Source organism: Hymenobacter chitinivorans DSM 11115 (assembly GCF_002797555.1).
In the GTDB taxonomy this organism is placed as follows: Bacteria; Bacteroidota; Bacteroidia; order Cytophagales; family Hymenobacteraceae; genus Hymenobacter; species Hymenobacter chitinivorans.
Genome location: NZ_PGFA01000003.1, coordinates 58,546 through 81,026, shown reverse-complemented (window position 1 = coordinate 81,026; position 22,481 = coordinate 58,546). Strand labels below are relative to the sequence as shown.

Annotated in this window: 17 protein-coding genes and 1 pseudogene; 9 read left to right on the top strand and 9 right to left on the bottom strand. The window is 63.2% G+C overall.

The genetic code is table 11. From position 1 onward, the window contains the following. Window positions 1–148 precede the first annotated feature (148 nt). The 3 genes from CLV45_RS17420 to CLV45_RS17410 all read left to right on the top strand — a co-directional run bounded on the left by CLV45_RS17420 (window position 149) and on the right by CLV45_RS17410 (window position 3,517). A complete protein-coding gene (locus CLV45_RS17420; RefSeq protein ID WP_100337761.1) occupies window positions 149–1,804 on the top strand; it encodes an FAD-dependent oxidoreductase in 1,656 nt (551 codons plus the stop codon). A gap of 250 nt (window positions 1,805–2,054) precedes the next feature. After that, window positions 2,055–2,885, top strand: a complete 831-nt coding sequence (locus CLV45_RS17415; protein WP_100337760.1) for a metallophosphoesterase family protein — start codon at window positions 2,055–2,057, stop codon at window positions 2,883–2,885. Next, the gene (locus CLV45_RS17410) at window positions 2,885–3,517 is read left to right on the top strand and encodes a hypothetical protein (protein ID WP_100337759.1); all 633 of its coding nucleotides are present in this window, start codon (window positions 2,885–2,887) and stop codon (window positions 3,515–3,517) included. The genes CLV45_RS17415 and CLV45_RS17410 overlap by 1 nt, the downstream gene beginning before the upstream one ends. Window positions 3,518–3,742: 225 nt before the next feature. Here CLV45_RS17410 and CLV45_RS17405 read toward each other — a convergent pair whose 3' ends face one another. The 8 genes and pseudogenes from CLV45_RS17405 to CLV45_RS17365 all read right to left on the bottom strand — a co-directional run bounded on the left by CLV45_RS17405 (window position 3,743) and on the right by CLV45_RS17365 (window position 15,797). Beyond that, window positions 3,743–5,134 (bottom strand): lysophospholipid acyltransferase family protein, encoded by a 1,392-nt coding sequence (locus CLV45_RS17405; protein WP_157807612.1) that lies wholly within the window; start codon window positions 5,132–5,134, stop codon window positions 3,743–3,745. 658 nt (window positions 5,135–5,792) lie between these two features. Further along, window positions 5,793–6,863: a chorismate mutase gene (locus CLV45_RS17395; protein WP_100337756.1), complete on the bottom strand. Its 1,071-nt coding sequence runs from the start codon at window positions 6,861–6,863 to the stop codon at window positions 5,793–5,795. Between the two features lie 292 nt (window positions 6,864–7,155). Continuing rightward, entirely contained in the window at window positions 7,156–7,998 is an 843-nt protein-coding gene (locus tag CLV45_RS17390) for a prephenate dehydrogenase (protein ID WP_100337755.1), read from the bottom strand. A 77-nt stretch (window positions 7,999–8,075) separates the two neighbouring features. Further along, window positions 8,076–9,260, bottom strand: coding sequence for a pyridoxal phosphate-dependent aminotransferase (locus CLV45_RS17385; RefSeq protein WP_100337754.1), 1,185 nt, complete (start codon window positions 9,258–9,260; stop codon window positions 8,076–8,078). 182 nt (window positions 9,261–9,442) lie between these two features. Beyond that, window positions 9,443–10,276, bottom strand: a complete 834-nt coding sequence (locus CLV45_RS17380) for a prephenate dehydratase (RefSeq protein ID WP_170061885.1) — start codon at window positions 10,274–10,276, stop codon at window positions 9,443–9,445. A gap of 461 nt (window positions 10,277–10,737) precedes the next feature. Then, complete coding sequence (locus CLV45_RS17375; protein ID WP_100337752.1) at window positions 10,738–12,369, bottom strand: vWA domain-containing protein; 1,632 nt, start codon at window positions 12,367–12,369, stop codon at window positions 10,738–10,740. Window positions 12,370–12,955: 586 nt separating this feature from the next. After that, window positions 12,956–13,315, bottom strand: a pseudogene (locus CLV45_RS25650) (carboxypeptidase-like regulatory domain-containing protein); the annotation flags it as partial. A gap of 475 nt (window positions 13,316–13,790) precedes the next feature. Continuing rightward, on the bottom strand, window positions 13,791–15,797 hold the full coding sequence (locus CLV45_RS17365; protein WP_100337750.1) for a vWA domain-containing protein: 2,007 nt from the start codon (window positions 15,795–15,797) through the stop codon (window positions 13,791–13,793). 411 nt (window positions 15,798–16,208) lie between these two features. Between CLV45_RS17365 and CLV45_RS17360 the strand changes: the two genes are divergently transcribed. Continuing rightward, complete coding sequence (locus CLV45_RS17360) at window positions 16,209–16,826, top strand: RNA polymerase sigma factor (RefSeq protein WP_100337749.1); 618 nt, start codon at window positions 16,209–16,211, stop codon at window positions 16,824–16,826. Beyond that, the gene (locus CLV45_RS17355; RefSeq protein ID WP_100337748.1) at window positions 16,813–17,946 is read left to right on the top strand and encodes an energy transducer TonB; all 1,134 of its coding nucleotides are present in this window, start codon (window positions 16,813–16,815) and stop codon (window positions 17,944–17,946) included. Before CLV45_RS17360 ends, CLV45_RS17355 begins: the two co-directional genes overlap by 14 nt. Window positions 17,947–18,160: 214 nt before the next feature. On the opposite strand, the gene CLV45_RS17350 is transcribed toward CLV45_RS17355, so the two are convergent. Beyond that, complete coding sequence (locus CLV45_RS17350; protein ID WP_100337747.1) at window positions 18,161–18,544, bottom strand: dodecin family protein; 384 nt, start codon at window positions 18,542–18,544, stop codon at window positions 18,161–18,163. A 350-nt stretch (window positions 18,545–18,894) separates the two neighbouring features. Between CLV45_RS17350 and CLV45_RS17345 the strand changes: the two genes are divergently transcribed. The 4 genes from CLV45_RS17345 to CLV45_RS17330 all read left to right on the top strand — a co-directional run bounded on the left by CLV45_RS17345 (window position 18,895) and on the right by CLV45_RS17330 (window position 22,451). After that, window positions 18,895–19,659, top strand: coding sequence for a porin family protein (locus CLV45_RS17345; RefSeq protein ID WP_100337746.1), 765 nt, complete (start codon window positions 18,895–18,897; stop codon window positions 19,657–19,659). A 279-nt stretch (window positions 19,660–19,938) separates the two neighbouring features. Next, a complete protein-coding gene (fumC, locus tag CLV45_RS17340) occupies window positions 19,939–21,342 on the top strand; it encodes a class II fumarate hydratase (RefSeq protein WP_100337745.1) in 1,404 nt (467 codons plus the stop codon). A 136-nt stretch (window positions 21,343–21,478) separates the two neighbouring features. After that, window positions 21,479–22,075 (top strand): GNAT family N-acetyltransferase, encoded by a 597-nt coding sequence (locus CLV45_RS17335; RefSeq protein WP_100337744.1) that lies wholly within the window; start codon window positions 21,479–21,481, stop codon window positions 22,073–22,075. Continuing rightward, entirely contained in the window at window positions 22,068–22,451 is a 384-nt protein-coding gene (locus CLV45_RS17330) for a diacylglycerol kinase family protein (protein ID WP_211289965.1), read from the top strand. Before CLV45_RS17335 ends, CLV45_RS17330 begins: the two co-directional genes overlap by 8 nt. Window positions 22,452–22,481: the final 30 nt, after the last annotated feature.

Genomic DNA, 22,481 nt, shown 5'->3' with positions numbered 1-22,481 from the left:
TCAGGAGCTTCCTTTTCGGTTGGGTAAAGGCTGCCTATACACTGCCTATACGGACGCTATACGGGAGTTAATCGACTACATTGACGTGGGCTCCGTGTAAAATTTGAACTAAAACAAGATTGCCTCGGGCATCTACATACATACTACCATGGAAAAGAAACCCGTCTTACTTGCCGTTGATGACGACCCCCAGGTGCTGGGGGCCATCGACCGGGACCTGCGCAGTGAATTTCGGCGCGACTACCGGGTGCTGCGGGCTTCCTCCGGGGCCGAGGCCCTGGCCACCCTGCACGAGCTCAAGGCCCGCAACGAGGCCCTGGCCCTGATCCTGGCCGACCAGCGCATGCCCGAAATGGAAGGCGTGGAGTTTCTGGAGCAGGCCCGCCGTATCTACCCCGATGCCAAGCGCGTGCTGCTCACCGCCTACGCCGACACCGAAGCCGCCATCCGGGCCATCAACAACGCCCGCCTCGACCATTACCTCATGAAGCCCTGGGACCCGCCCCAGGAGCTGCTCTTTCCTACCATTCACGACTTGCTGGCCGCCTGGCAGGCCCAGTACCGGCCCCGCTTCCAGGGTTTGCGCCTGATTGGGTTTCAATGGTCGCCCTTGTCCCACGAACTCAAGGACTTCCTGGCCGGCTACATGGCCGCCTACCAGTGGCTCGACTTTGAAGTCAACCCCGAGGCTCAGCTGCTGCTAACCAGCACCGGCTTTACGGCCCAGGACCTGCCCGTGGTGGTCTTCGAAGACGGCACGGCCCTTTCCCGGCCCGAGCGCGGGGCCGTGGCCGCGCGAATGGGCCTGGCTTCCAAGGCTTCCCAGGAGCTCTACGACGTCGTCGTTATCGGGGCCGGACCTTCCGGGCTGGCAGCGGCCGTGTACGGGGCCTCCGAAGGGCTCCGGACCCTGATTGTGGAGCGCCAGTCGCCGGGCGGGCAGGCCGGTACCAGCTCCCGCATCGAAAACTACCTGGGCTTCCCCACCGGCCTGAGCGGGGCCGAGCTGGCCCACCGCGCCTGGAGCCAGGCCATCCGGCTCGGGGCCGAAATGCTGGCCCCCCAGGAAGTAGTAAGCCTCTGCGTGCAAGACGGCTATAAGGTCCTGACCCTGAGCAACGGCAGCGAAATCCGGACCCGGGCCGTGGTCCTGACCATGGGCGTGAGCTACCGCACCCTGGAAGTGCCCGGCATCGACCAGCTCACCGGCGCGGGCGTGTACTACGGGGCAGCCCGCACCGAGGCCCGCTCCTGCGACCAGCAGGACGTTTACATTGTGGGCGGGGGCAACTCGGCCGGGCAGGCGGCCATGTATCTGGCCACCTACGCCCGCAAGGTGTTCATCCTCATTCGGGGCGAGTCGCTGGCCGCGTCCATGTCGGCCTACCTCATCGAGCAGATCCGCCAGACGCCCAACATCGAGATTCTGCCCTTCACCCAGGTGAAAGAAGTGCGCGGGCAGGACCACCTCGAGGAAGTCGTAATCGACAACAATGGCCAGCGCGAGGCCCGGCCGGCCCGGGCGCTGTTCGTCTTCATCGGGGCCAAGCCCAGCACCGAGTGGATCTGCGACCTGGCCCTCTGCGACGCCAAGGGCTTCCTGCTCACTGGCCGCGACCTGGTAGCCGACCCGCGCTACGCCACCAGCTGGAAGCATAACCGGGAGCCCTACCTGCTCGAAACCTGCGTGCCCGGCATCTTTGCCGCCGGCGACAGTCGGGCCGGAGCCATGGCCCGGGTGGCCTCGGCGGTGGGCGAAGGCTCGATGGCCATCAAGTTTGTGCACCAGTACCTGGATGAATAAGCGGGGGCTGGAGGCTCTCGGTGGACTATTTTCGAGGAAACTCAGAAAAAGAACAGGATTGGCCCGGCGCACAAAAACGGGCTTCACCGGGTGAAAACCAGCATTGGGCGGGCCCAGATGGAAACGATTCCCTCCGGCCCCGCTCCCGTTGAGCTCTAAGCCGGCAACACGCCGCGGCACGGCACAGTATATAGCGCCAAACCTATTCGAAGTTGGATAGGAGTCTTTTGCTGTACCAGTGCCGAGTGCCATGTTCCGAGCGTTACGCTTCCGCCCCACCTCTTCCCTATTGCTTGTTGCCGCGGCCCTGGGCCTGGGCAGCTGCGACCTGCTCGAGTTTAGTCCCAACGACTACCGGGCCCCCGCCGATGAGCGCCAGCTCACGGAGAAAAACCTGGCCCGCCTCCAGCAGACACCCCTGCCCGCCGGCGACACCCTGCGCTTCGTCTTCACCGGCGACTCTCAACGCTTTTACGACGAGGCCGACGGCCTGGTGGAAAGCGTGAACAAGCAGCCCGGCATCAACTTTATGGTCGTGGCCGGCGACATTTCCGACTTCGGCTTTTCCAAGGAAATGCGCTGGGTGAATGAGAAGCTGCGCAAGCTAAAGGTGCCCTACGTGACGGTTATCGGCAACCACGACTCGGTGGGCAACGGCCGCGAAGCCTACAAGGAAATCTTCGGGCCCCTAAACTACAGCTTCATCTACGGCGACACGAAGTTTATCATGGTCGATACCAACGGCCGGGAGTACAACTTCGACGGCCACATTCCGGACATGCCCTGGCTCAATCAGCAGGTCGGCAACTTGCAGGGCGCCCGGCGCCAGGTGGTGATTTCACACGTGCCACCCCAGGATGAAGACTTCGACCCGGCCGTGTCGGCGCCCTACGCCCAGGCCCTGCGCGAGGCCAAGAACCTGGTCTTCGAGATGAACGGGCACCGCCACAGCTCCAGCATCACCCAACCCTTCAAGGACGGGGTGTGGTACGTCAACTCCGACGCCTTTTCCGAGCGGCAGTACATGGTTGTCTCGGTGTGGGGCGACAAGCAGTTCCGCGTTAAACAGATCAAATTCTAATGAAACAGCGCTTTTTACCCTTCGTGGCGCTGGCCGCAGCTCTGCTTGCTCCTTCCTTCGCCCAGGCGGCTTCCGAGCCCGACGCTCCCGCTTTACCCGCCGCCGATACCCCCCATCCCTGGTACCGGCCCCGCCACCTGGTACTGCAAACCGCCGGGGGCCTGGGCATGGTATCGGCCGGGGCCGGCTACACCTACGCCCAGGACAAGATTGACACCGACATCCTGCTGGGCTACGTGCCCAAGAAGTTTGCCGGCTCCACGCTCACCCTGGCCTCGGCCAAGTTTATCTACTCGCCCTTCACGGTCCGCATTTCGGATAAGTGGCAGGTGAAGCCCGTATCGGTGGGCGCCTACTTCAGCTACACCCACGGCACGCTCAACGACGAGGAGCGCGGGCAGTATACCAAGGACTACTACTGGTGGTCGTCGGATACGCGCTACGGGCCACTGGCCGGGGGGCGGGTAACCTACGCGCGGCCCGCCAAAGCCAACGGCCGGCCCCGCACCGTGTCGGTGTACTACGATTTGAGCACCAACGACCTGTACCTGCAGAGCTACGTCACGAATACCAAAGGCCTGAGCCTGGGCCAGATTCTGGTGCTGGGGTTGGGCGTAAAAGCCGATTTTTAGGAAGGTTTGCCGGTTCCAAAACCGTCATCCTGAGCAGAGTGAAGCAGAGTGAAGGACCTTCCTCACCTACCCCGCTGCGGCCTTTACCAACGTGCAAAAGCCCTTTCCCGCGCCGGCAGGAAAGGGCTTTGGTGCATTTAATCATGCTTGTCACATAGGCGAGGAAGGTCCTTCGCGGGGCTCAGGAGGACAGAGGAAGGAATGTTCTGTTCATCTATTTACCGTCTACCCGGCCTGGCGTTGGAGGCCGGTGGCGGCCAGGAAGGCGGTGCGGGCTTCGCCGAGCAGCTTGATAATGGCCTGGCGCTGGCGCAGCAAATCTTCCATGACCGGGCGCTTGGTGCGGAACAGCTTCAGGGCGCGCAGGCGGAGCAGGCGGGCCCGCAGGTTGTTCCAGTAGCTGAGGGCATAGAAGCCGCTGGGGGCCAGACTCAGGGCGTAGAGCAGGGTCCAGAGCCAGTTTTGGGTGAAGTGGTGGACTAGGCCAATCTGCAGGGCGTAGCAGATACCAAAGGTCAGGATGCCGGTGACGAACATGATGGGCGCCACGAACTCCAGGTCCTTGGTGGCCCGCTTGGCAATCATGGAGGGCAGAATGTAGGGAACGTAGTTGTTTAGCAGCCCATATATATAGAGCGGGAAGCCCAGCACCAGCTTCAGACCCGAAACCGAGGCCCGGGCCCAGCGCTGCCCCCGGCCCTTGCTCGATTCGAGGGCCTCGTCGGTGAGGCGGAGGCGGTCCAGGTCGAGGAGGTAGGCGCTGAGCTGCTCGCGCACCTGGAGCAGGCGGGCGGGGTCGTGCTGCTCGAAGTAGGGCACGGCCTCCAGCAGGGCCCGGCTGAGCTGAAAGTTGTCGTAGAGGGTTTCCTCGTCGTCGGGGATGAGGTGCTCGCCGAAGGTGCGCTCAATCTGGAGCACCAGCTCGTCCTCGGCCGCGTCGCGGGTGATGACCAGGCGCTGCTCCAGCCGCCGCCGGATTTCCTCGGTCAGGGCGTCGGCGGCAGCTTCGGGGTCGGTGCGGAAGGCGTCGGCATAGTCGGCCACCACGATGGGCTTACCGATGTTGACGAAGACGTCGGAGCGGAAGCGGCTGGGGTCGAAGTAGTTGATGCCGATGGGCAGGATGGTGAGGCCCAGCTGGAAGTCGTGGCGGGCCTCGGCGCCGAGGCTGATGCGGGCCGCCCCGGTTTTGAGGGGGCGCAGGCGCCGCTCACTCACGCTGGTGCCCTCGGGGAAAATCTGGATGGTGCCGCCCTTGTCGAAGTAGTTGTAGCACTGACCGAAGGCGGCCTCGTTGCGGGCGGCCAGCTCCTCGGGCGTCACGCCGGAGTCGCCGCTTTCGGCATCCTGGCGGCGGTAGATGGGAATGCAGTTGCCGGAGAGGAAGATGGCCCGGGAAATGGGGTTCTTGAAAAAGGTGCTCTTGGCCAGGAAGGCAATGGGGGCGCGGCGGTTGGCGGCCACCACCAGCGGGTCCATGAGGGTATTGGGGTGGTTGGAGACGATGAGCATGGGGCCCGGGGCTTCCAGCCGCTCGTGGTGGCGGATTTCGAGGCGGCGGAAAAACACGCGCAGGGCAAGCTGCACCACGGGCTTTACAACAGTGTAGAAGAGCATGGGCCTAAGTACGGCCAATTCTCGGAGCCGGACAATGAAACGGGCCGGATAGGCGGTGGGTGGGCGGTTTTTGAAAAGTCTGACGCTAGGAGGGCGGTTTGGGCGCTGTCTGGCCATAAAACCAGCAATTCCTTTCTGAAGCGCGGGGAGTATATGTCTAACAAAACGACTTTTTACCCGCAATCTGCCGGCCTGAGCCCGATTTGTAGAGCGTTGGTAAGGCTCCTAAAGTCGTTGACGGGACTCCTAAAGCCTGAAGTGCGGTTCCTAAAGCTTGAAGTAGGGCTACTAACGCCTGAAGTGCGGTTCCTAAAGGCTGAAGTGAGGCTCCTAAAGCCTGAAGTATGGTTCCTAAAGGCTGAAGTATGATTCCTAAAGCCTGAAGTACGGCTCCTAAAGGCTGAAGTACGGTTCCTAAAGCCTGAAGGGCGGCTCCTAAGGGTTTTGAGCGGGCTTCGAACAGGTCGGGGTGGGCCCTTCTATAGGAAAGCCGCCCTTCGCTGGCGGGCAGCGAAGGGCGGCTTGGGGTAGCGACGCATGGTTGCGTCTTGTCGGTCGGGCGGAGCTGAATCATCCTACCCTATTCCTGCTGGCAGAGTTGTTCAACGGGGAGAGGCGAGGTTGCGTCTCCACATGAGCGTGCACAACGCGGCCCTGGTTAGCCTTCCATCACCTTGTTCTGGTGGTTGATGGACTCCAGGTGGACGGCGGCAAAGTACTGCTCGATAAACTCCGGGGTGAGGCCGACGGAGCTGCCCTGGCGCTGGGCCCGCTCCAGGACCTCGTTCCAGCGGCCGGTCTGGAGGATGGTGATGTCGTTTTCCTTCTTGTAGACCCCGATTTTCTCGGCCACGGCCATGCGGCGGCCCAGGAGCTGGATGATTTCGGCATCGAGCTGGTTGATTTGCTCGCGCAGGCTGGAGAGGGCCGTCAGGAATTCGCGCTGGTTGGTGGTTTCGTGGCGCCACACCAGGTCCCGGATCAGGTCGCGGAGCACCTCGGGGGTGATTTGCTGCTTGGCGTCGCTCCAGGCGTTGTCGGGGTCGATGTGGCTTTCAATCATGTTGCCGTCGAAGCCCAGGTTGAGGGCCTGCTGGGCCACGGCGGCCAGGGTGTCGCGGCGGCCGCAGATGTGGCTGGGGTCGCAGAGCAGGGGCAGGTCGGGGTGGCGGCGCTTCATTTCGATGGGCAGGTGCCACATCGGGGCGTTGCGGAAATCGGTGTTGCCGTAGGAGCTGAAGCCCCGGTGAATGAGGCCCACCTGGCTCAGACCGGCCTTTTGGAGGCGCTCCACGGCCCCGGCCCAGAGCTCGAGCTCGGGGTGAATCGGGTTCTTGACGAGCACCGGTACCTGGACGCCGCGCAGCACGTTGGCAATTTCCTGGACCGAGAAGGGGTTGCCGGTGGTGCGGGCGCCTACCCACAGAATATCGACGCCGAAAGCCAGGCAGTCTTCCACATGCTTGGCCGTGGCCACTTCCACAGCAATGGGCAGGCCGGTCAGTTCGCCGGCTTTCTTGAGCCAGGGCAGGCCTTTGGTGCCGATGCCTTCGAAGCCGCCGGGCTTGGTGCGGGGCTTCCAGATGCCGGCGCGCAGGGCTTGCACCTTGCCGGTGGCGGCCAGGCGCTGGCAGGTTTCGAGAACCTGCTCCTCGGTTTCGGCCGAGCACGGGCCGGAAATGAGGTAGGGCTTGTCGTCGGGCTGGCGGTTGAAGAGTGCGGATTGCATGGTTATGAGGGGGTTATGTTTTTGCGTTGTTGAGAGGGAGGCTATGCTAGTTCCCCTCCTTGTTGAAAGGAGGGGTGGCCGAAGGCCGGGGTGGTTACTCGTTGTTTACTTAGGCTGTCATCTGAGTTTGTCGAAGCATCTTTACCGCTTCATTGAGCAAGCCGATTGATTACTACTGCGGTAGAGATGCTTCGGCTTCGCTCAGCATGACGTTCTTTTTGGTCGTTCAACGATTGGACCACCCCGCCCTTCGGGCACCCCTCCTTTCAACAAGGAGGGGAGTTTCGTTCTGTTACTTCAGAATCTTCTTTATCAGGTTGGCTTGCTGGATTTGCTGGTAGACGGCGGGGTAGTCTTCCTGGGCGATGAGGTGGCGCAGGTGCTGGAGCTGGTGGATGTGCTCGTCGAGCACGTCGAGGACGTTGACGCGGTTTTGGCGGAAGATGGGCACCCACATGTCGGGGGAGCTTTTGGCCAGGCGCACGGTGGAGGCGAAGCCGCCGCTGGCCAGGGCAAAGATCTGCTGCTCTTCTTTTTCCTTTTCCAGCACGGTGAGGGCCAGGGCAAAGGAGGTAATGTGCGAAATGTGCGAGACGTAGGCCGTGTGCAGGTCGTGGGCGGCGGCGTCGAGGTATTCGATGCGCATCTGGAGCTGCTCGAACAGGCGCTGTACCTTGTTGACGGCATCGGCGTCGCTCTGCTCGGCGTCGCAGATGACCAGGGTTTTATCGGTAAACAGCTCGGGCACGGCGGCTTCGGGGCCGGAGTACTCGGTGCCGGCCATGGGGTGCACGGCCACGAAGCGGCCCCGGCACGGGTGCTGGGCCACGGCCGCCAGCAGCATGGATTTGGTGGAGCCCACGTCGATGACGACCTGCTGGTCGGCTTCGTCGAGCACCTGGGGCAGCACGGTGAGCATGGCATCCATGGGCACGGCTACGACTACCAGGTCGGCGCGGCGCACGGCTTCGGGCAGGTCGGTAGTGCCTTCGTCGATGAGGTGTAGGTCCTGGGCTTTGCGGAGGTTTTCGGGGCTGTGGTCCACACCGATGACGTGCTGGGCCAGGCCCTTAGCCTTGAGGCTGATGGCCAACGAGCCGCCGATTAATCCTAGGCCTATTATCGTTACTACCATTGTGAAGTGGTGAGATGGTGAACTGGTGAAATGGTGAGTTTGATGTTCGACTGGCGCAGAACCGCGCATTAAAAACGTCAACTCACCATCTCACCACTCACCATTTCACCTTTGATTCGGGTTAAAGCTTGTTCCAGTACCGCAGTGGTTTGGCAGAGGCTGACGCGGATGAAGCCGTTGCCGTTGGAGCCGAAGATGCCGCCGGGAGTAAGGAAGACCTTGGCCGCGTGCAGAAGCTCGTCGCTCAGGGCGTAGCCGTCGGGGTAGCCGGCCGGAATAGCAGCCCACACGAAGAGGCCCACCTGGTTTCGCTCGTAGCGGCAGCCGATGGTGTCGAGCAGCTCAAAGACCAGCTCCCGGCGGGCGGCGTAGTGGGCGTTGAGCTCCTGGTACCAGGTTTCATCGAGGCTCAGGGCTTCCACGGCGGCCAGCTGCACCGGCAGGAACATGCCCGAGTCGAGGTTGCTCTTGAAGCGCAGCACTTCCTGCAATAGGTCGGCGCGGCCCAGGAGCATGCCCACGCGCCAGCCGGCCATATTGTGCGACTTGCTCAACGAGTTGAGTTCCAGCACCACTTCCCGGGCCCCGGGCACGGCCAGCAGACTCTGGGCCGGCTCCTGGTTGAGGATGAAGCTGTAAGGATTATCGTGGACCAGCAGGATATTATGCTCGGTGGCAAAGGCCACCAGTCGGACAAAGAAAGCGGCGTCGGGCGGGGTGCCGGTGGGCATGTGGGGGTAGTTGACCCACATCAGCTTCACCCGGCTTAGGTCGCGCTGGGCCAACTGCTCCAGGTCGGGCAGCCAGTTGTTTTCGGCCGTCAGGTCGTAGTCGACGGGCGTGGCGCCGGCCAGGTGGGCGGCGGCGCGGTAGGCGGGGTAGCCGGGGTTGGGAATCAGCACTTCGTCGCCGGCTTCCAGGAAAGTCATGCTCACGTGGATGATGCCTTCCTTGGAGCCCAGCAGGGGCAGCACTTCCGTTTCGGGGTCCAGCGTGACGCCGTAGCTGCGCTCATACCAGCCGGCCATGGCCTGGCGCAGGGCCGGCACGCCCTTGTAGTTCTGGTAGGCGTGAGTGTTGGGCTGAGTGGCAGCCTGATTCAGGGCCGCAATTACCCGCGGGTGGGGCGGCATGTCGGGGCTGCCGATACCGAGGTTGATAACCTGGGCCCCGGCCTTGTTCATAGCGTCGATTTCGCGCAGCTTGCGGGAGAAGTAATACTCCTGGGTGTGCTGGAGGCGGCTGGCTACGGAGACTTGCATGGGGTTTGGGGTGTTTCTGGGGTTGGTTGCTTATTCTTAACCGTCACGCTGAGCTTGCCGAAGCATCTCTACCGAAGTGGTAATTATATTACTCTGGTAACGAAGCGGTAGAGATGCTTCGGCAAGCTCAGCATGACGTTCTTACCGATGTTCTTATTTGCTGACGTTCTTTCGATTCGGGCTTACTTGTGCGTGGTGCCTTTGTGGTAGATGCCCAGCACTTCGAGGCCTTCGGTTACCGGCTTCATGGCCTGCAAAGCAGCTTCGAGCTGGGCCGGGTCGTCGAATTCAAGGTCGGCGTGGAAGTAGTAGTGCCAGGTTTTGGCCGGAATCGGGAAGGACTGGAGCTTGGAGAGGTTGATGCCCTGGTCGGCAATGCGGATCAGAACCTGGGCCAGGCTGCCCTGGGCGTGGGTAGTGTGGAAGTAGAGCGAGGCCTTATTGGGTGCTTCCACGGCCGCCGCGTTTTCGGGCCGGTCCACCACCAGGAAGCGGGTGTAGTTTTTCTTTTCGGAGTGAATGTCCTTGGCCAGGATTTCGAGGTCGAACAGCTCGGCGGCCAGCTTGCCGGCCACGGCGGCGGTGCCGGTGCGCAGCCCTTCCCGGATGCGCTGGGCACTCAGGGCCGTGTCCTCGGTTTCGACCAGGCGCCAGGGGCCGTGCTGGTTGAGAAAGTCGGCGCACTGCAGCAGGGCCATGGGGTGGGAGTGCACCTCCCGGATATCGTCGAGCTGCTGGCCGGGCAAGGCCATCAGGTGCTGGCGGATCTGCAGGTACACTTCCCCGGTCACGCGCAGGCCGGCTTGGCGCAGCAGGTTGTAGTTGGGCAAAATGCTGCCGGCAATGGAGTTTTCAATGGCCATGAGTCCGTGCCCGGCCGTGCCGCTGCTCACTTGCCGCACCACTTCCCCAAACGTGGCGCAGGGCGTCGTCAGGGCCGTGGGGCCGAAGTAGTGGCGGGCGGCAATCTGGTGGAAACTACCTTCAAAGCCCTGAATGGCGACGGTGGAAAGCATGGTGCGGGTGCTAGGGAAAGACATAAAAAAAGGCCTCCGGAGTGCGGGGCCTGGTTTTGCTTCTGGTGCTGCGCTTCGGTCAGCTCTGGCAAACGGGGCCCCGCTTCTTCGTAAAGAAGAAGTAATAGTAGCCGTAATAAAAGAAGACGGAAGCGGGCATGTGAAGCGGAAAAGTAAGCGTAAAAAAAGCGCCTCCCGAGGTTGTCGAGAGGCGCTGAGAGTTTCGGTTGGAAAAGCTACAGGAGGGCCGCTCGACTACGCGTGGGCGTAGTAGAAGTAATAGCTAAAAAAGAAGCGGCCGGTGTGCTGCGACATGAGAATCAGGTGCTTTGTGAGGGCAAGGTGGGACCAGGTTCTGGTAATTCCAAATTAAATTTTGCCGGGTTATACGAACAAACGTTCGGTAGCCAGCTTGTTTCCGAACTTCTGACCGGTAATACAATCCGCACAAAAACAGCCGCTTACCGGTAGCTCCACTGCTCCTCGGGCAAGGCTTGGGCGACTTCACTGCTTAGCTCACCAGCCTGCCGCACCAGCTCCGCAAATTCCCGGCGGGAGCCGTCCGCGTCCCGGCCGCGCACCGACTGCGCCAGCTGCCCGGCCGCCGCGTAGCTGGCCGTGCCCCGGTGTTCCGACTGCCGCAGCAGCAGCCCAAACTCGGCCACGGCCGCGGCCAGGCGCAGGTTGTCGGAGGCCTGCTCCACGCCGGTGTCGGAATTGCGCACGGGCAGCTTGAGCAGGCGGCTAACACTGCCTTGGGGTTCCTGGTAGCGCAGCTTTACGGTAAGCAGCTCGGCGCTGGCGGCGGAAACTGGGCCGTAATCAGTAGCAACGCCCGGGGAAGACTGGTACTTGAGCGGGTCGACGGCGGGGCGGGTGTTGGCGGGCACAATTTCGTAGAGGGCCGTGACTTGCTGGCCCGCGCCCAGCTCCCCGGCATCCTTGGTATCGTCGTTGAAATCCTCGGCGGCCAGCAGGCGGTTTTCGTAGCCGATGAGGCGGTACTGCGCTACCTGGGCGGGGTTGAACTCGACCTGCACTTTCACGTCCTGGGCCAGGGTAAATAGCGTGCCGCCAAATTGCTGGACCAGCACCCGCCGGGCCTCGTTCAGGTTGTCGATGTAGGCATAGTTGCCGTTGCCTTTGTCGGCCAGCACCTCCATCTTGCTGTCCTGCAGGTTGCCTTCCCCGAAGCCCAGCACCGACAAAAACACGCCCGACTGCCGCTCCTGGGTCACGAGCTGCTCCATGGCCTCGTCCGAGCTTTCTCCCACGTTGAAGTCGCCGTCGGTGGCCAGGATGATGCGGGTGTTGGAGCCGGGGCGGGCCTGCTGCCGGGCCACCTGGTAGGCCAGACGCAGCCCTTCGCCGCCCGCCGTGGAGCCGCCGGCTTCCAGATTATCCAGGGCTGCCAGGATCTGCTGGGGCTGGCTGCCGGGCGTGGGCGGCAGCACCAGGCCCGCCGCCCCGGCATATACTACAATAGAAACGTAGTCCTGGGGCCGCAGCGTGTGCACCAGCTGGCGCAGGCTGGCCTTGAGCAGGGGCAGCTTGTCCTCGTCGTTCATCGAGCCCGACACGTCGAGCAGGAAAACCAGGTTGGCCGGCGGCAGTGCCCGGGTGGCTACTTCGCGGCCCTGCACCCCCACCAGTACCAGCCGGTGGGCGGGGTTCCAGGGGCAGCGGGCCACTTCGGCGTTCAGCGTGGCCGGGGCGTCGGAGGAGCGGGGCTGGGGGTAGTCGTAGTGAAAGTAGTTGATGAGCTCCTCGACCCGCACGGCTTCGGGCGGGGGCAGCTGGCGGTTCTGGGTCAGGAAGCGCCGCACATTACTATAAGAGGCTGGGTCTACGTCGATGGCGAAGGTGCTCAGCGGCGTTTGGCGCACGTCCTCGAAGCGGTTTTCGGGCAGCCGGGCGTAGGTTTCGGCGTTGGCCGGCGCGGGCGGAGCTTCATCCAGCTGGGGCTCGGCCGGGGGCAGCTGCTCGTAAACGCTGGCCTGCTCGAGAGGCTCGGTAGATTGTTTTTGTTGGCAGGCGGGCAGCAGCAAGCCGCCGGCCAGCAGCCACAGGGGGCGCAAGCGGAATATCGACATGGGAAGAGAAAGGCTAGAGGAGAAAAAACGACCCGAAAAGCCATGCTGCCGCCGCTGAACTCACAAACTCGAATTCAGAACTTTTCCGGGAAAAGAAGCGCGTGGCCAGGAGCGTCCGTCGCGAGCGGCGCGGCCTGAGAACGGGGCAGCAGGACTCTGCTGGCAGAGCCGGTTGTACGGGCAAGTAAACGAAAGCAGCGCCGCTTAGTGGTTGTTTATACCTAAAGCTGGTAATACGTAACCCGGCAACGGCAGACTTTTTCTAATAAAATTCGGGCAAAAATAAATCAGGGTTAATTGCATAATAATAAGGCGAGGCGAAACGTTGGCGGCCGCGCCTAAAACCAAAACTCCTGACCAGTCGCCCACCGGTCAGGAGTTCCTCCAAGGTTGGTTCGTGGGCGGGAAAGCGGTTACCCGCCGAACCGACCCGCCCCGGGTGGCGCCCTGCAGGCCGGAGCCCGGCCGCGGCGGTGCCCGGGCCACTTGCTGCCATTAGGTAGCAGCCGCGCGGCCCAGACGGTGATTCGGCCGGCGGCCAGCAGGCGCCGCCAGCCGGAAGTGAGAAGGGCAGAGCTTCTCATGACTAGTCGCGCTGAAAGGCGTACCAGACGCGCCGTGGAACGCTGCTCAGCCGTTGCCACACGCCCCGCGGAGTGTAGATAGGAGAGTACCAAACACCTCCTAATACCTCCATATTCAGCCCCACATGCATGTTCTGGGCTTGAGGTCCGGTAGGCATCGGAAGCTCTTGGTAGAGGTAGCCAATAGTCGCGAATGTCAAGAGCAGGTTTTGCTGGTCGGCGGCCACGCGCAGGGAGAAAGTCCCGTCCGAGTTGGTCGACACGCCGTTGGTCGTGCCCTTTACCAGCACCGTCACCCCGGGCACACCTTCCCCGTTCGTCTTATCCACGACCCGGCCGGTGAGCAGCCTGGAGTTGTCGCTGATCCGCTCGTCCCTATCAACGGGTTTGGCTTCGGCCCTTGATTCTGGCTGGTCAGTGCGGCGGCTGGCGCTGGGGTGCTGGCTGGTGGGGTGCTGGGCCTGAGCGGCTTGGGGCAGCAGGGTGCGGAAGCCGAGCAGGGCCACCGTGGCCGCTACGGCCGGGCGCCACCACCCGCCGGCCCGGGGTGGAGCTACCACCAGTGGCTGCAGCGGCCGATTCAGCTGACTGCCTCCAAACCGCCCGCAGGCCTGGCCCGCCGTGGCCGCCAGCACCGCCAGGATTTCGGCATCGGTTTTCTGAGTGAAGTCAATAACTACCTTCTGGCAGGCGGCGCAGTGGCGGCCGGCGCCCTGGGGCGTCATCAGGGCCCAGGGCTGGGCGCAGGGCTCGGAAATACGGAGGGAAACGGCAGAGGGGCGCATACGAATAGCTTAACTCATCAGAAAACCAGGATGGAAAAAGCGGGGCCGCGGCTTAACGCACGCCCACGGTGCCCGTGACCAGACTCAGCCCCTCGGCCAGCTTGACCAGGCGCACAAACTCGGCGCGGTAGCCGTCGGCATCCTGGCCGCGGGCCTGCTGGGCCAGTTTGGCAGTGCTGTCGTAGGTAGCCGTGCCGCGGTAGTCCGACTGGCGCAGCAGCATGCCGAACTGGGCCACGGCGGCGGCGAAGCGTAGATTGGCGGAGGCTTGAGCCACGGGTACGGCCGCACCGCGCAGGGTGCGCTCCAGCAGCTTGCTGGTGTTGCCCTGGGGTTCCTTGTAGCGCAGCTTTACCGTCATCAGGTCGGCCGAGGCGGGGGCAGGCGGCGCGGGCGCGGGGTTGGGCTGGTACTTGAGCGGGTCGAGGCCGGTGGGGGCACCGGGCGGAATCAGCTCGTAGAGGGCCGTGACGGTGTGACCCGCTCCCAGCTCCCCGGCGTCTTTGCGGTCATTGTTGAAGTCCTCATCGGCCAGGGCACGGTTTTCGTAGCCAATGAGGCGGTATTGCTGCACCCGGGCGGGGTTGAACTCGAGCTGCAGCTTCACGTCCTTGGCCAGGGTGAAGAGTGTGCCGCCGAACTGCCGGACCAGCACCCGCCGGGCTTCGTCGAGGTTGTCGAGGTAGGCATAATTGCCGTTGCCCTTATCAGCCAGCCGCTCCATCTTACTGTCCTGCAAGTTGCCCTGGCCCACGCCCAGCACGGTCAGGAACACGCCCGATTCCCGCTCCTCGGTAATAAGCCGCTCCATGGCCTCGTCGCTGCTTTCCCCCACGTTGAAGTCGCCGTCGGTAGCCAGAATCACGCGGTTGTTACCTTCTTTCTGAAACTGCTGCCGGGCTACCTGATACGCCAGGCGTAGGCCCTGGCCGCCGGCCGTGGAGCCGCCGGCCTCCAGCCGGTCCAGCGCGGCCAGAATGGTTTCCTGCTGGTTGCCGGGGGTGGCGGGCAGCACCAGGCCGGCCGCCCCGGCGTACACCACCAGGGCTACCTTGTCCTGGGGCCGCAGCTCGTGCACCAGCTGGCGCAGACCGGCCTGCACCAGCGGCAGCTTAGCTGGTTCAGCCATGGAGCCCGATACATCCACCAGAAATACCAGGTTGGCGGGCGGCAGCTTCGCAGTACTCACCTGCCGGCCCTGCAGGGCCACGTGCAGCAGCTGGTGGTCGGGGTTCCAGGGGCAGACGGCCAGCTCGGTGGTGATGGAAACCGGGTCGGGGCCGGTGGGCTGGGGATAGTCGTAATGGAAGTAGTTGAGCATTTCCTCCACCCGCACCGCGTCCTGGGGTGGACGCTGGCCCTGGTTGAGGAAGCGTCGCACGTTGGAGTAGCTGGCCGCGTCCACGTCGATGGAAAACGTGCTCAGGGGTTCTTGCTGGGCCGAGTGGAAGCCGTTGTCGTGGATGGCGGCGTACGACTCGCCCGGGCCCGGCGCAGGGCGGGGAGGCGCCGAATCGTAGAATACATCTGCTGCAACAGGTGCATTCCGTTGGGCTTTACTTTTCCGCATCCTCCCCGCCGATGGCTGTTGCTGAATGACCACCCCGGCTACCTTGCCTTCCAACCCCTGTACCTGCGACACGGAGCCGCTTACGGACCGCCGAACTTGCTCGGTGCCATACCCCGTAACGACGACTTCACTCAATTGCGTGCCTTCGTGGGTCAGACGAATGGTGAGCGGGCCCTTTTTCGGCGCGCGCACCTGCCGGGACTGGTAGCCCAGGGCGCTGACCACCAGCGTATCGTGGCCCGCTGGCATAAGGAGTCGATACGTGCCCGCAGAGTTGCTTGTCGCTCCCACATTCGTGCCTTTTACCACGATGGTAGCCCCCGGCAGCCCCTGGTTGGTACCGTCGGCGAGGATGCGGCCCGTGAGGGTGCGCGGGGTGGCTATCGGGGCCGACTGCCGGGGGCGCGGGGCCGGCGGCGTGGTAGTCTGCTGCGCAACGGCGGGCAGGGCCAGCAAGCCGCCCAGGCCGAGAAGGAGGATCTTGTTCATACAATCAGACGACGGTGATGAGGAAGGTTTCACCAGTGCTGATGCCGACCCGGCCCGGATTCCATACCGCCCGCAAATAAATTTTGGCCCCGGCCGGATTCTTCTATCTTGCTGACTACTACAGCGGAGCCCTGAAATTCGGCAACTCGTCCAATAGCGCAGTAGCGCGAACGGTGTAGTTTGCGCCACAAGCAGTTTACATCCTGGCGCACCCGCGTCCGCCCGGTCCTGCACCGGGCGGACGCGTTATTTTGCCGCAGCCTCGCGGCTCCGAGTCGGGAAGTCGCCGCTCCGAGTCGCGACGTTGCGTCCTCGAGTCGCAATGTCGCGGCTTGGAGTCGCAAAGCGCCCGATAACGCCCCGATGCCGTATCTTGGCCCCTGGCCAAATCGGCCCGCCCCTCCCGTTGCTATGTTTTTCAAACGCCGCCCTACCTCGCCCCATGAGCTCTCCGATCAGGAGCTGCTCACGCGCTACCGCCTCGACGGGGCGGTGGCCGACCTGGGCGTGCTCTACGAGCGGCACATGCCCCTGGTGTTTGCCGTGTGCCGCAAGTACCTGCGCCCCGACGAAGACGCCCAGGACGCGGTGATGCAGCTCTTCGAGAAGCTTCTCGATACGCTGCGCCGCCACGAGGTAGAGAACTTTCCGGCCTGGCTTCAGACCACGGCCCGCAACCACTGCCTGATGATCCTGCGGGCCCGGCAGCGGGCCGGCCCCGAGGGCGCCCTGGTTCTGCATTTTCCTGATGCGGCCGATATGGAATCGGCGGGCGTTCTGCATCAGGCAGGTGATGCTACTGAAGAACAAGACCTTACCGAAGCCCGCCTCCAGGCCCTGGAGCACGCCCTGGCCGATCTGCCCGCGGGGCAGCGCCGCTGCCTGGAGCTGTTTTACCTCGAAAAGAAGTGCTACCGCGACATTGCCGACCTCACCGGCTTTGACCTGGGCCTCGTGAAAAGCCACCTGCAAAACGGCAAGCGCAACCTCAAACGTTACCTCGACTCAGCTCCCAATGCGGCCCGCTAACCAGCCTCCTGTTCCACCCCAGCCCCCGGCCCCCAATGCGGCCGGGCACCTGCCGCTGCCACTGCTGCGGCAGTACGTGGCCGGAGCCCTGCCCGCCGCCGAGCAGCACCGCGTGGAGGCCCACACCCTGGGCTGCCCGCGCTGCGCCGAAGTGCTGGAGGGCCTGGAAATGTCGAGCCCCGCCGTCACTGACCAGGCCCTGAGCGAGCTGCGCAGCCGCCTGCACCAGCGCGTAACCCAGCCGGAGCACGCCCCACGGTCCGCCGCCCGCGCATGGCAGGCGGTGGCCGCCGTGCTGGCCTTGCTGCTGGTGAGCACCGCCCTGTGGTGGGGCCTGCGCCGCCCCGCCGCCCCGGCTCCCGAGCCAGGGTCCGTAGCCGTGCAACTGCCCACCCCGCCTTCTCCTTCAGCAGTTTCGCCGGATCCGGCCGCGGCTGCACCCGAGCCGGCCGTAGCCGCGGCCGAAAGTGCCGCTGTGCCCGAAACTCCGGCAGCACCAGCAGCGGCGGCCCCGGCCTCGGCCAGCCGGCGGGCGGCGGCTCCGGCGCGGTATACTCGGCGCCGGCCGGTGGTGGCCGCTACCCGCCCGCCGGCTGCGGCCCCGGCGGCCGTGCCCGGCGACAAAGTGGCATCGGGTTCGGTAGCCATGCAGGCTCCCGTAGCGGCAGCTCCCAGTCGTAGCGAGTCTGCCGACCTGAAGACCATGCAGAGCCGGGTATTGCTGGCTAGCAAAGCCGCCGATACGGTGGCTGGCCCGCCTGCCGTGGCCAAGGCCCCGGTGCCCACGGCCGAGGAAAGTGCTAAGCGCCAAGCCGCGTTGCCACCCGCCCCTGTTATCAGCCCCCAGCCGGTGGAAGGCTACCTTAAGCTGCGCGAATACCTGCGGCGCGAGGCCATGTTCCGGCCCGAGTACCCGGCCCCGCCGCTCTCGGGCAGCGTGCGGGTGCGCTTCACGGTGAAAGCCGACGGCACGCTCGACAACTTCAAAATCCTGCGGGGCCTGCGCCGCGACTACGACCAGGAAGCCATCCGCCTGCTCTGCGAAGGACCTGCCTGGCAGCCCGGCGCCGCCAACGGCCGCCGCGCCGACCAGGTCGTAGACATTAACGTCACGTTTTAGCAGTGGTGAAATGGTGAGTTTTTCGTTCGGGCTCTTTTCTCATCTGTCATCCTGAGGCGGAGCCGAAGGACCTTCCTCGCCTACCCCACTAAGGACTCTACAACGTACAAAAGCCCTTTCCCACGCAGGCAGGAAAGGGCTTTTCACGTTTAATTACGCTGTTTACAGAGGGAGGAAGAGTCTTCGTTCCGCCTCAGGATAACCGATGGGAAATCTAGCCGCTGTAGCCGCCGCCGCTCTGGGGCTCGGTGGCGCTGCCGCCGGGCTCCACGTCGCGGGGCAGGTCGGGCTGGGTTTTCACCTGTACCTGGCTGTAGTCGGGGCTGCCGTCGCCGGCGGGAGTGGGCGTGTCGATGGCCGCGGCGGGCTGGTGTTGGGCGCTGGGGTCCCACTTGTGCATCACCTCGAAGCTAATCTTGGCCGTAATGCGGTACTCCACAATCTTATTGTCGCGCACGCGGCAGCTCTGGTCTTTAATATAGATGGACCGGATGCCTTTGACGGTAGTGCTGGCTTCGGTCAGGGCGCGTTGCAGGGCATCTTCGAAGCTCTTTTCCGAGGAGGCCAAAACCTCAATTACTTTCTTGATTGTGCTCATAGCGCGGGGTATTTGGGGTGAATGGTTGGGAAACGGTGTACGCAAACCGCCACCAAACAGCTGTCGAGCCCACCCAATTCATAATGCCGGGCCGCGGCTCAGCGCGCTGCACTACCCGGCGGCTTCCGGCCCTCCGGTCGGGAGTTTGCCGGATTTGGTCGATGCGGCAAAAAGCTAAGTGACTGATTTTCAGAAACGGCATGAGCCGCCAGCGCAAGGACCAGGTGCCATGGTAGCCAACTGGCACGGTTTTGTAATGTATGCTCCTCAGAACGCCCGCTGCAGCAACGCGCGCCCCGCTGCGGCCGGCCCCTTTCTTTAGACATCTCCCTCCTGTTTTCCCTTTTGCCATGAACTCCAAAAGCCTTTTCGGGCGCTTGGCTGTAGCCGCGCTGTTGCTTTCCTCGTCGTTTTCAGTAGCCCAAGCCCAGGTACGCCGCCCGGTATATTCCAACTCCCCGGCCCGCCCGGTGTACTCGGCCCCGGTGCGGACTACCCCCGCCACGCCCGGCGTCAAATTTGGTCTGCGGGCCGGCGTCAACGTTTCTGACTGGTCGGGTGATGCCGTGCAGAGCGTGATGGACCTGGCCGGCTACACCAACGGCGCCGTGACCAAGGAAATGAAGCCCGGCTTCCACGCCGGCCTCTACGCCACCATTCCCCTCAGCCCCGGCTTTGCCATCGAGCCTGGGGTGTCCTACTCCGAGAAAGGCGCCAAGCTGGTGGGCACCCTGCCCTGGGAGCAGTTTGATTTCCTCAACGCCCGCGTCACGGCCACCTCGCGCATGTCCTACATCGACGTGCCGGTGCTGTTCAAGGGCTACCTGACGCCCGGTTTTTATCTGTTTGCCGGTCCCCAGGCCTCGTTTTTGGTCAGCAATAAGGTGCGGGTACAGGCCGGAGCCCTGGGCTTCAACGCTTTTTCCACCGACTTCGACGTGAAAGACCAGTTCCGCTCCGTCGACTTCGGCATGGTGGGCGGCCTGGGCTACCAGTTCGACAACGGCCTGGGCCTGAGCGCCGGCTACGATTTTGGCCTCTCTTCCCTGGACAAGAACAACAACTTCGACGCCCAGAACCGGGTGATTAAAGCTTCGGTGAACTACTCGTTCTAAGCACGCCCTGCATCTGTCATCCTGAGCCCAGCGAAGGACCTCCCTCGCCTGCGTGATGCCTGTTCTTCAATGCGAAAAAGCCCTTTACTACTCGCGTGGTAAAGGGCTTTTTCACGTTGGCAAAAACCGCAGGGGAGTAGGTGAGGAAGGTCCTTCACTCCACTTCGTTCCGTTCAGGATGACAAATGGGGACCGTAGTGCGTCTTTTTAGGCCTGAGTTCGGGTTGTTGCGTACTTTTACCGCTACCAAATACGGATTCGTCACTTCATTCCCGCTACATGCAATTCCGCACCGAGAAAGACACTATGGGCACCGTGCAGGTCCCCGCCGACGCCTACTGGGGCGCCCAGACCCAGCGCTCTATCGAGAACTTCCAGATTGCGCAGGATATCAACCGGATGCCCAAGGAAATCATCCGGGCGTTTGCCATTCTCAAAAAGGCCGCGGCCCTCACCAACCGCGATGCCGGCGTATTGCCCGCCGAAAAAGCGGAGCTGATCGGGAAAGTGTGTGACGAAATCCTGGCCGGTGGGCTGGCCGATGCCTTCCCCTTGGTGGTATGGCAAACCGGCTCGGGCACCCAGTCGAACATGAACATGAATGAGGTAATTGCCTACCGCGGCCACGTGCTGCAGGGCGGCAGCCTCGCCGACGAGAAGAAGGTGCTGGCCCCGAACGACGACGTGAACAAGTCGCAGTCATCGAACGACACCTTCCCCACGGCCATGCACATTGCCGCCTACCAGACGCTGGTGGAGGTAACCATTCCGGGCATCACCAAGCTGCGCGACACGCTCAAGCGCAAGAGTGAGGAGTTCATGCACATCGTCAAGATTGGCCGCACTCACCTCATGGATGCCACCCCGCTGACCGTGGGCCAGGAGTTTTCGGGCTACGCTTCCCAGCTCGACCACGGCCTGCGCGCCATCAATAACACCCTGGCTCACCTCTCGGAGCTGGCTTTGGGCGGTACGGCCGTCGGCACGGGCATCAACACGCCGCCCGGCTACTCGGAAGCCGTGGCCAAGCACATTGCCGACCTGACCGGCCTGCCTTTCATCACGGCCGAAAACAAGTTTGAGGCCCTGGCCGCCCACGACGCCATTGTGGAAGCCCACGGCGCGCTGAAAACCGTGGCGGCTTCGCTGATGAAGATTGCCAACGACATCCGCCTGCTGGCTTCGGGCCCCCGCGCCGGCATCGGCGAGCTGTTCATCCCCGACAACGAGCCCGGCTCCAGCATCATGCCCGGCAAAGTAAACCCCACCCAGAGCGAGGCCATGACGATGGTAGCCGCTCAGGTAATGGGCAACGACGTGGCTATCAACATCGGCGGCATGAACGGCCACTTCGAGCTGAACGTGTTCAAGCCGGTTATGATTTACAACTTCCTGCACTCGGCCCGCCTGATTGGCGACGTGTGCGTGTCGTTCAACGACCGGTGCGCCGAGGGCATCCGGCCGCTGGAGGAAAACATCAAGAAGCACGTCGATTCGTCGTTGATGCTGGTCACGGCCCTAAACCCCCACATCGGGTACTACAAAGCCGCCGAAATTGCCCAGACGGCCCACAAAAACGGCTCGACGCTGAAGGAAACTGCGTTACAGCTGGGCTACCTCACCGAGGAGCAGTTCAACGAGTGGCTGAAGCCCGAGGACATGGTGGGCGAGATTAAGAAGTAGTAGAACAATATTAGAACGTCATGCTGAGCCCCGCGAAGCATCTCGCCCGCAGGAGTAATTAAGTTTGCTTTGGCGGTAGAGACGCTGCGGCAAGCTCAGCATGACGTTCTGGTTTTACCTTTCCTGACCCCACCCCATGGACTGTTCCCGCTGTATCACGCTCGAAAACGCCCGCGTCCGGCTGCGGCCGCTGGAAACGTCGGACTTTGAAGACCTGAAGGCCGTCATCTTCGACGACGAAATCTGGCGCTTTACCACTACGCCCAACCCCGGCGACGCCGTGGGCCTGGCCGCCTACCTGACCCAGGCCGTGCAGGACCGGGAAAAGAACTACCGCTACCCTTTCGCCATCATCGACAGGCAGACGGGGCGCGTGGTGGGCAGCACCAGCTACGGCAGCTTCGCTTTGCCCGAAAAGCGCCTGGAAATTGGCTGGACGTGGATCGGGCGGGACTACCACCGTACCGGTCTGAACCGCGCCGCCAAGCACTTGCTGCTCAAATACGCCTTCGGGGAGCTGGGCTGCGAGCGGGTAGAGCTCAAAACCGACGCCCGCAACTGGAAGTCGCGGGAGGCCATGCGCCGCATGGGAGCTACCGAGGAAGGCACGCTACGCAGCCACATGTTCACCCAGGGCGGTATGCGGCGCGACTCAGTGTACTTCAGCATTCTAAAGCCCGAGTGGGACCAGCTGCGCCTCACCGTCTTCCGCGAATTCGACGCCCGTGGCTGAGCCCAAAGACAGTTTGCTGCGGCGCCGCGTAGCTAGCTTTGGTCACGCTTTTCGGGGCGTGGCCTCGGCGTTGCGCTCGGAAGTGCATCTGCGCTTTCACGCCCTGGCTACGGTTGTGACTATCGGCTTTGGATTCTATTTCGGCATTTCCCGGCTGGAGTGGGCTTTGGTGGCGCTGGCCGTGGGCACGGTATGGTCGGCGGAGCTGGTGAATACGGCCGTGGAAGCCGTCGTGGACCTGGTGTCGCCCGACTACCACGTGCTGGCGGGCAAGGCCAAGGACGTGGCGGCTGGCGCAGTGCTGGTGGCCGCTGGGGCGGCGCTGGTCGTGGGCCTGCTCGTGTTTGGCCCCCGGGTCTGGGCTTTGTTGGGCTGAGGAGGCAACCCTCCGTTTTGGCGTGCGTTC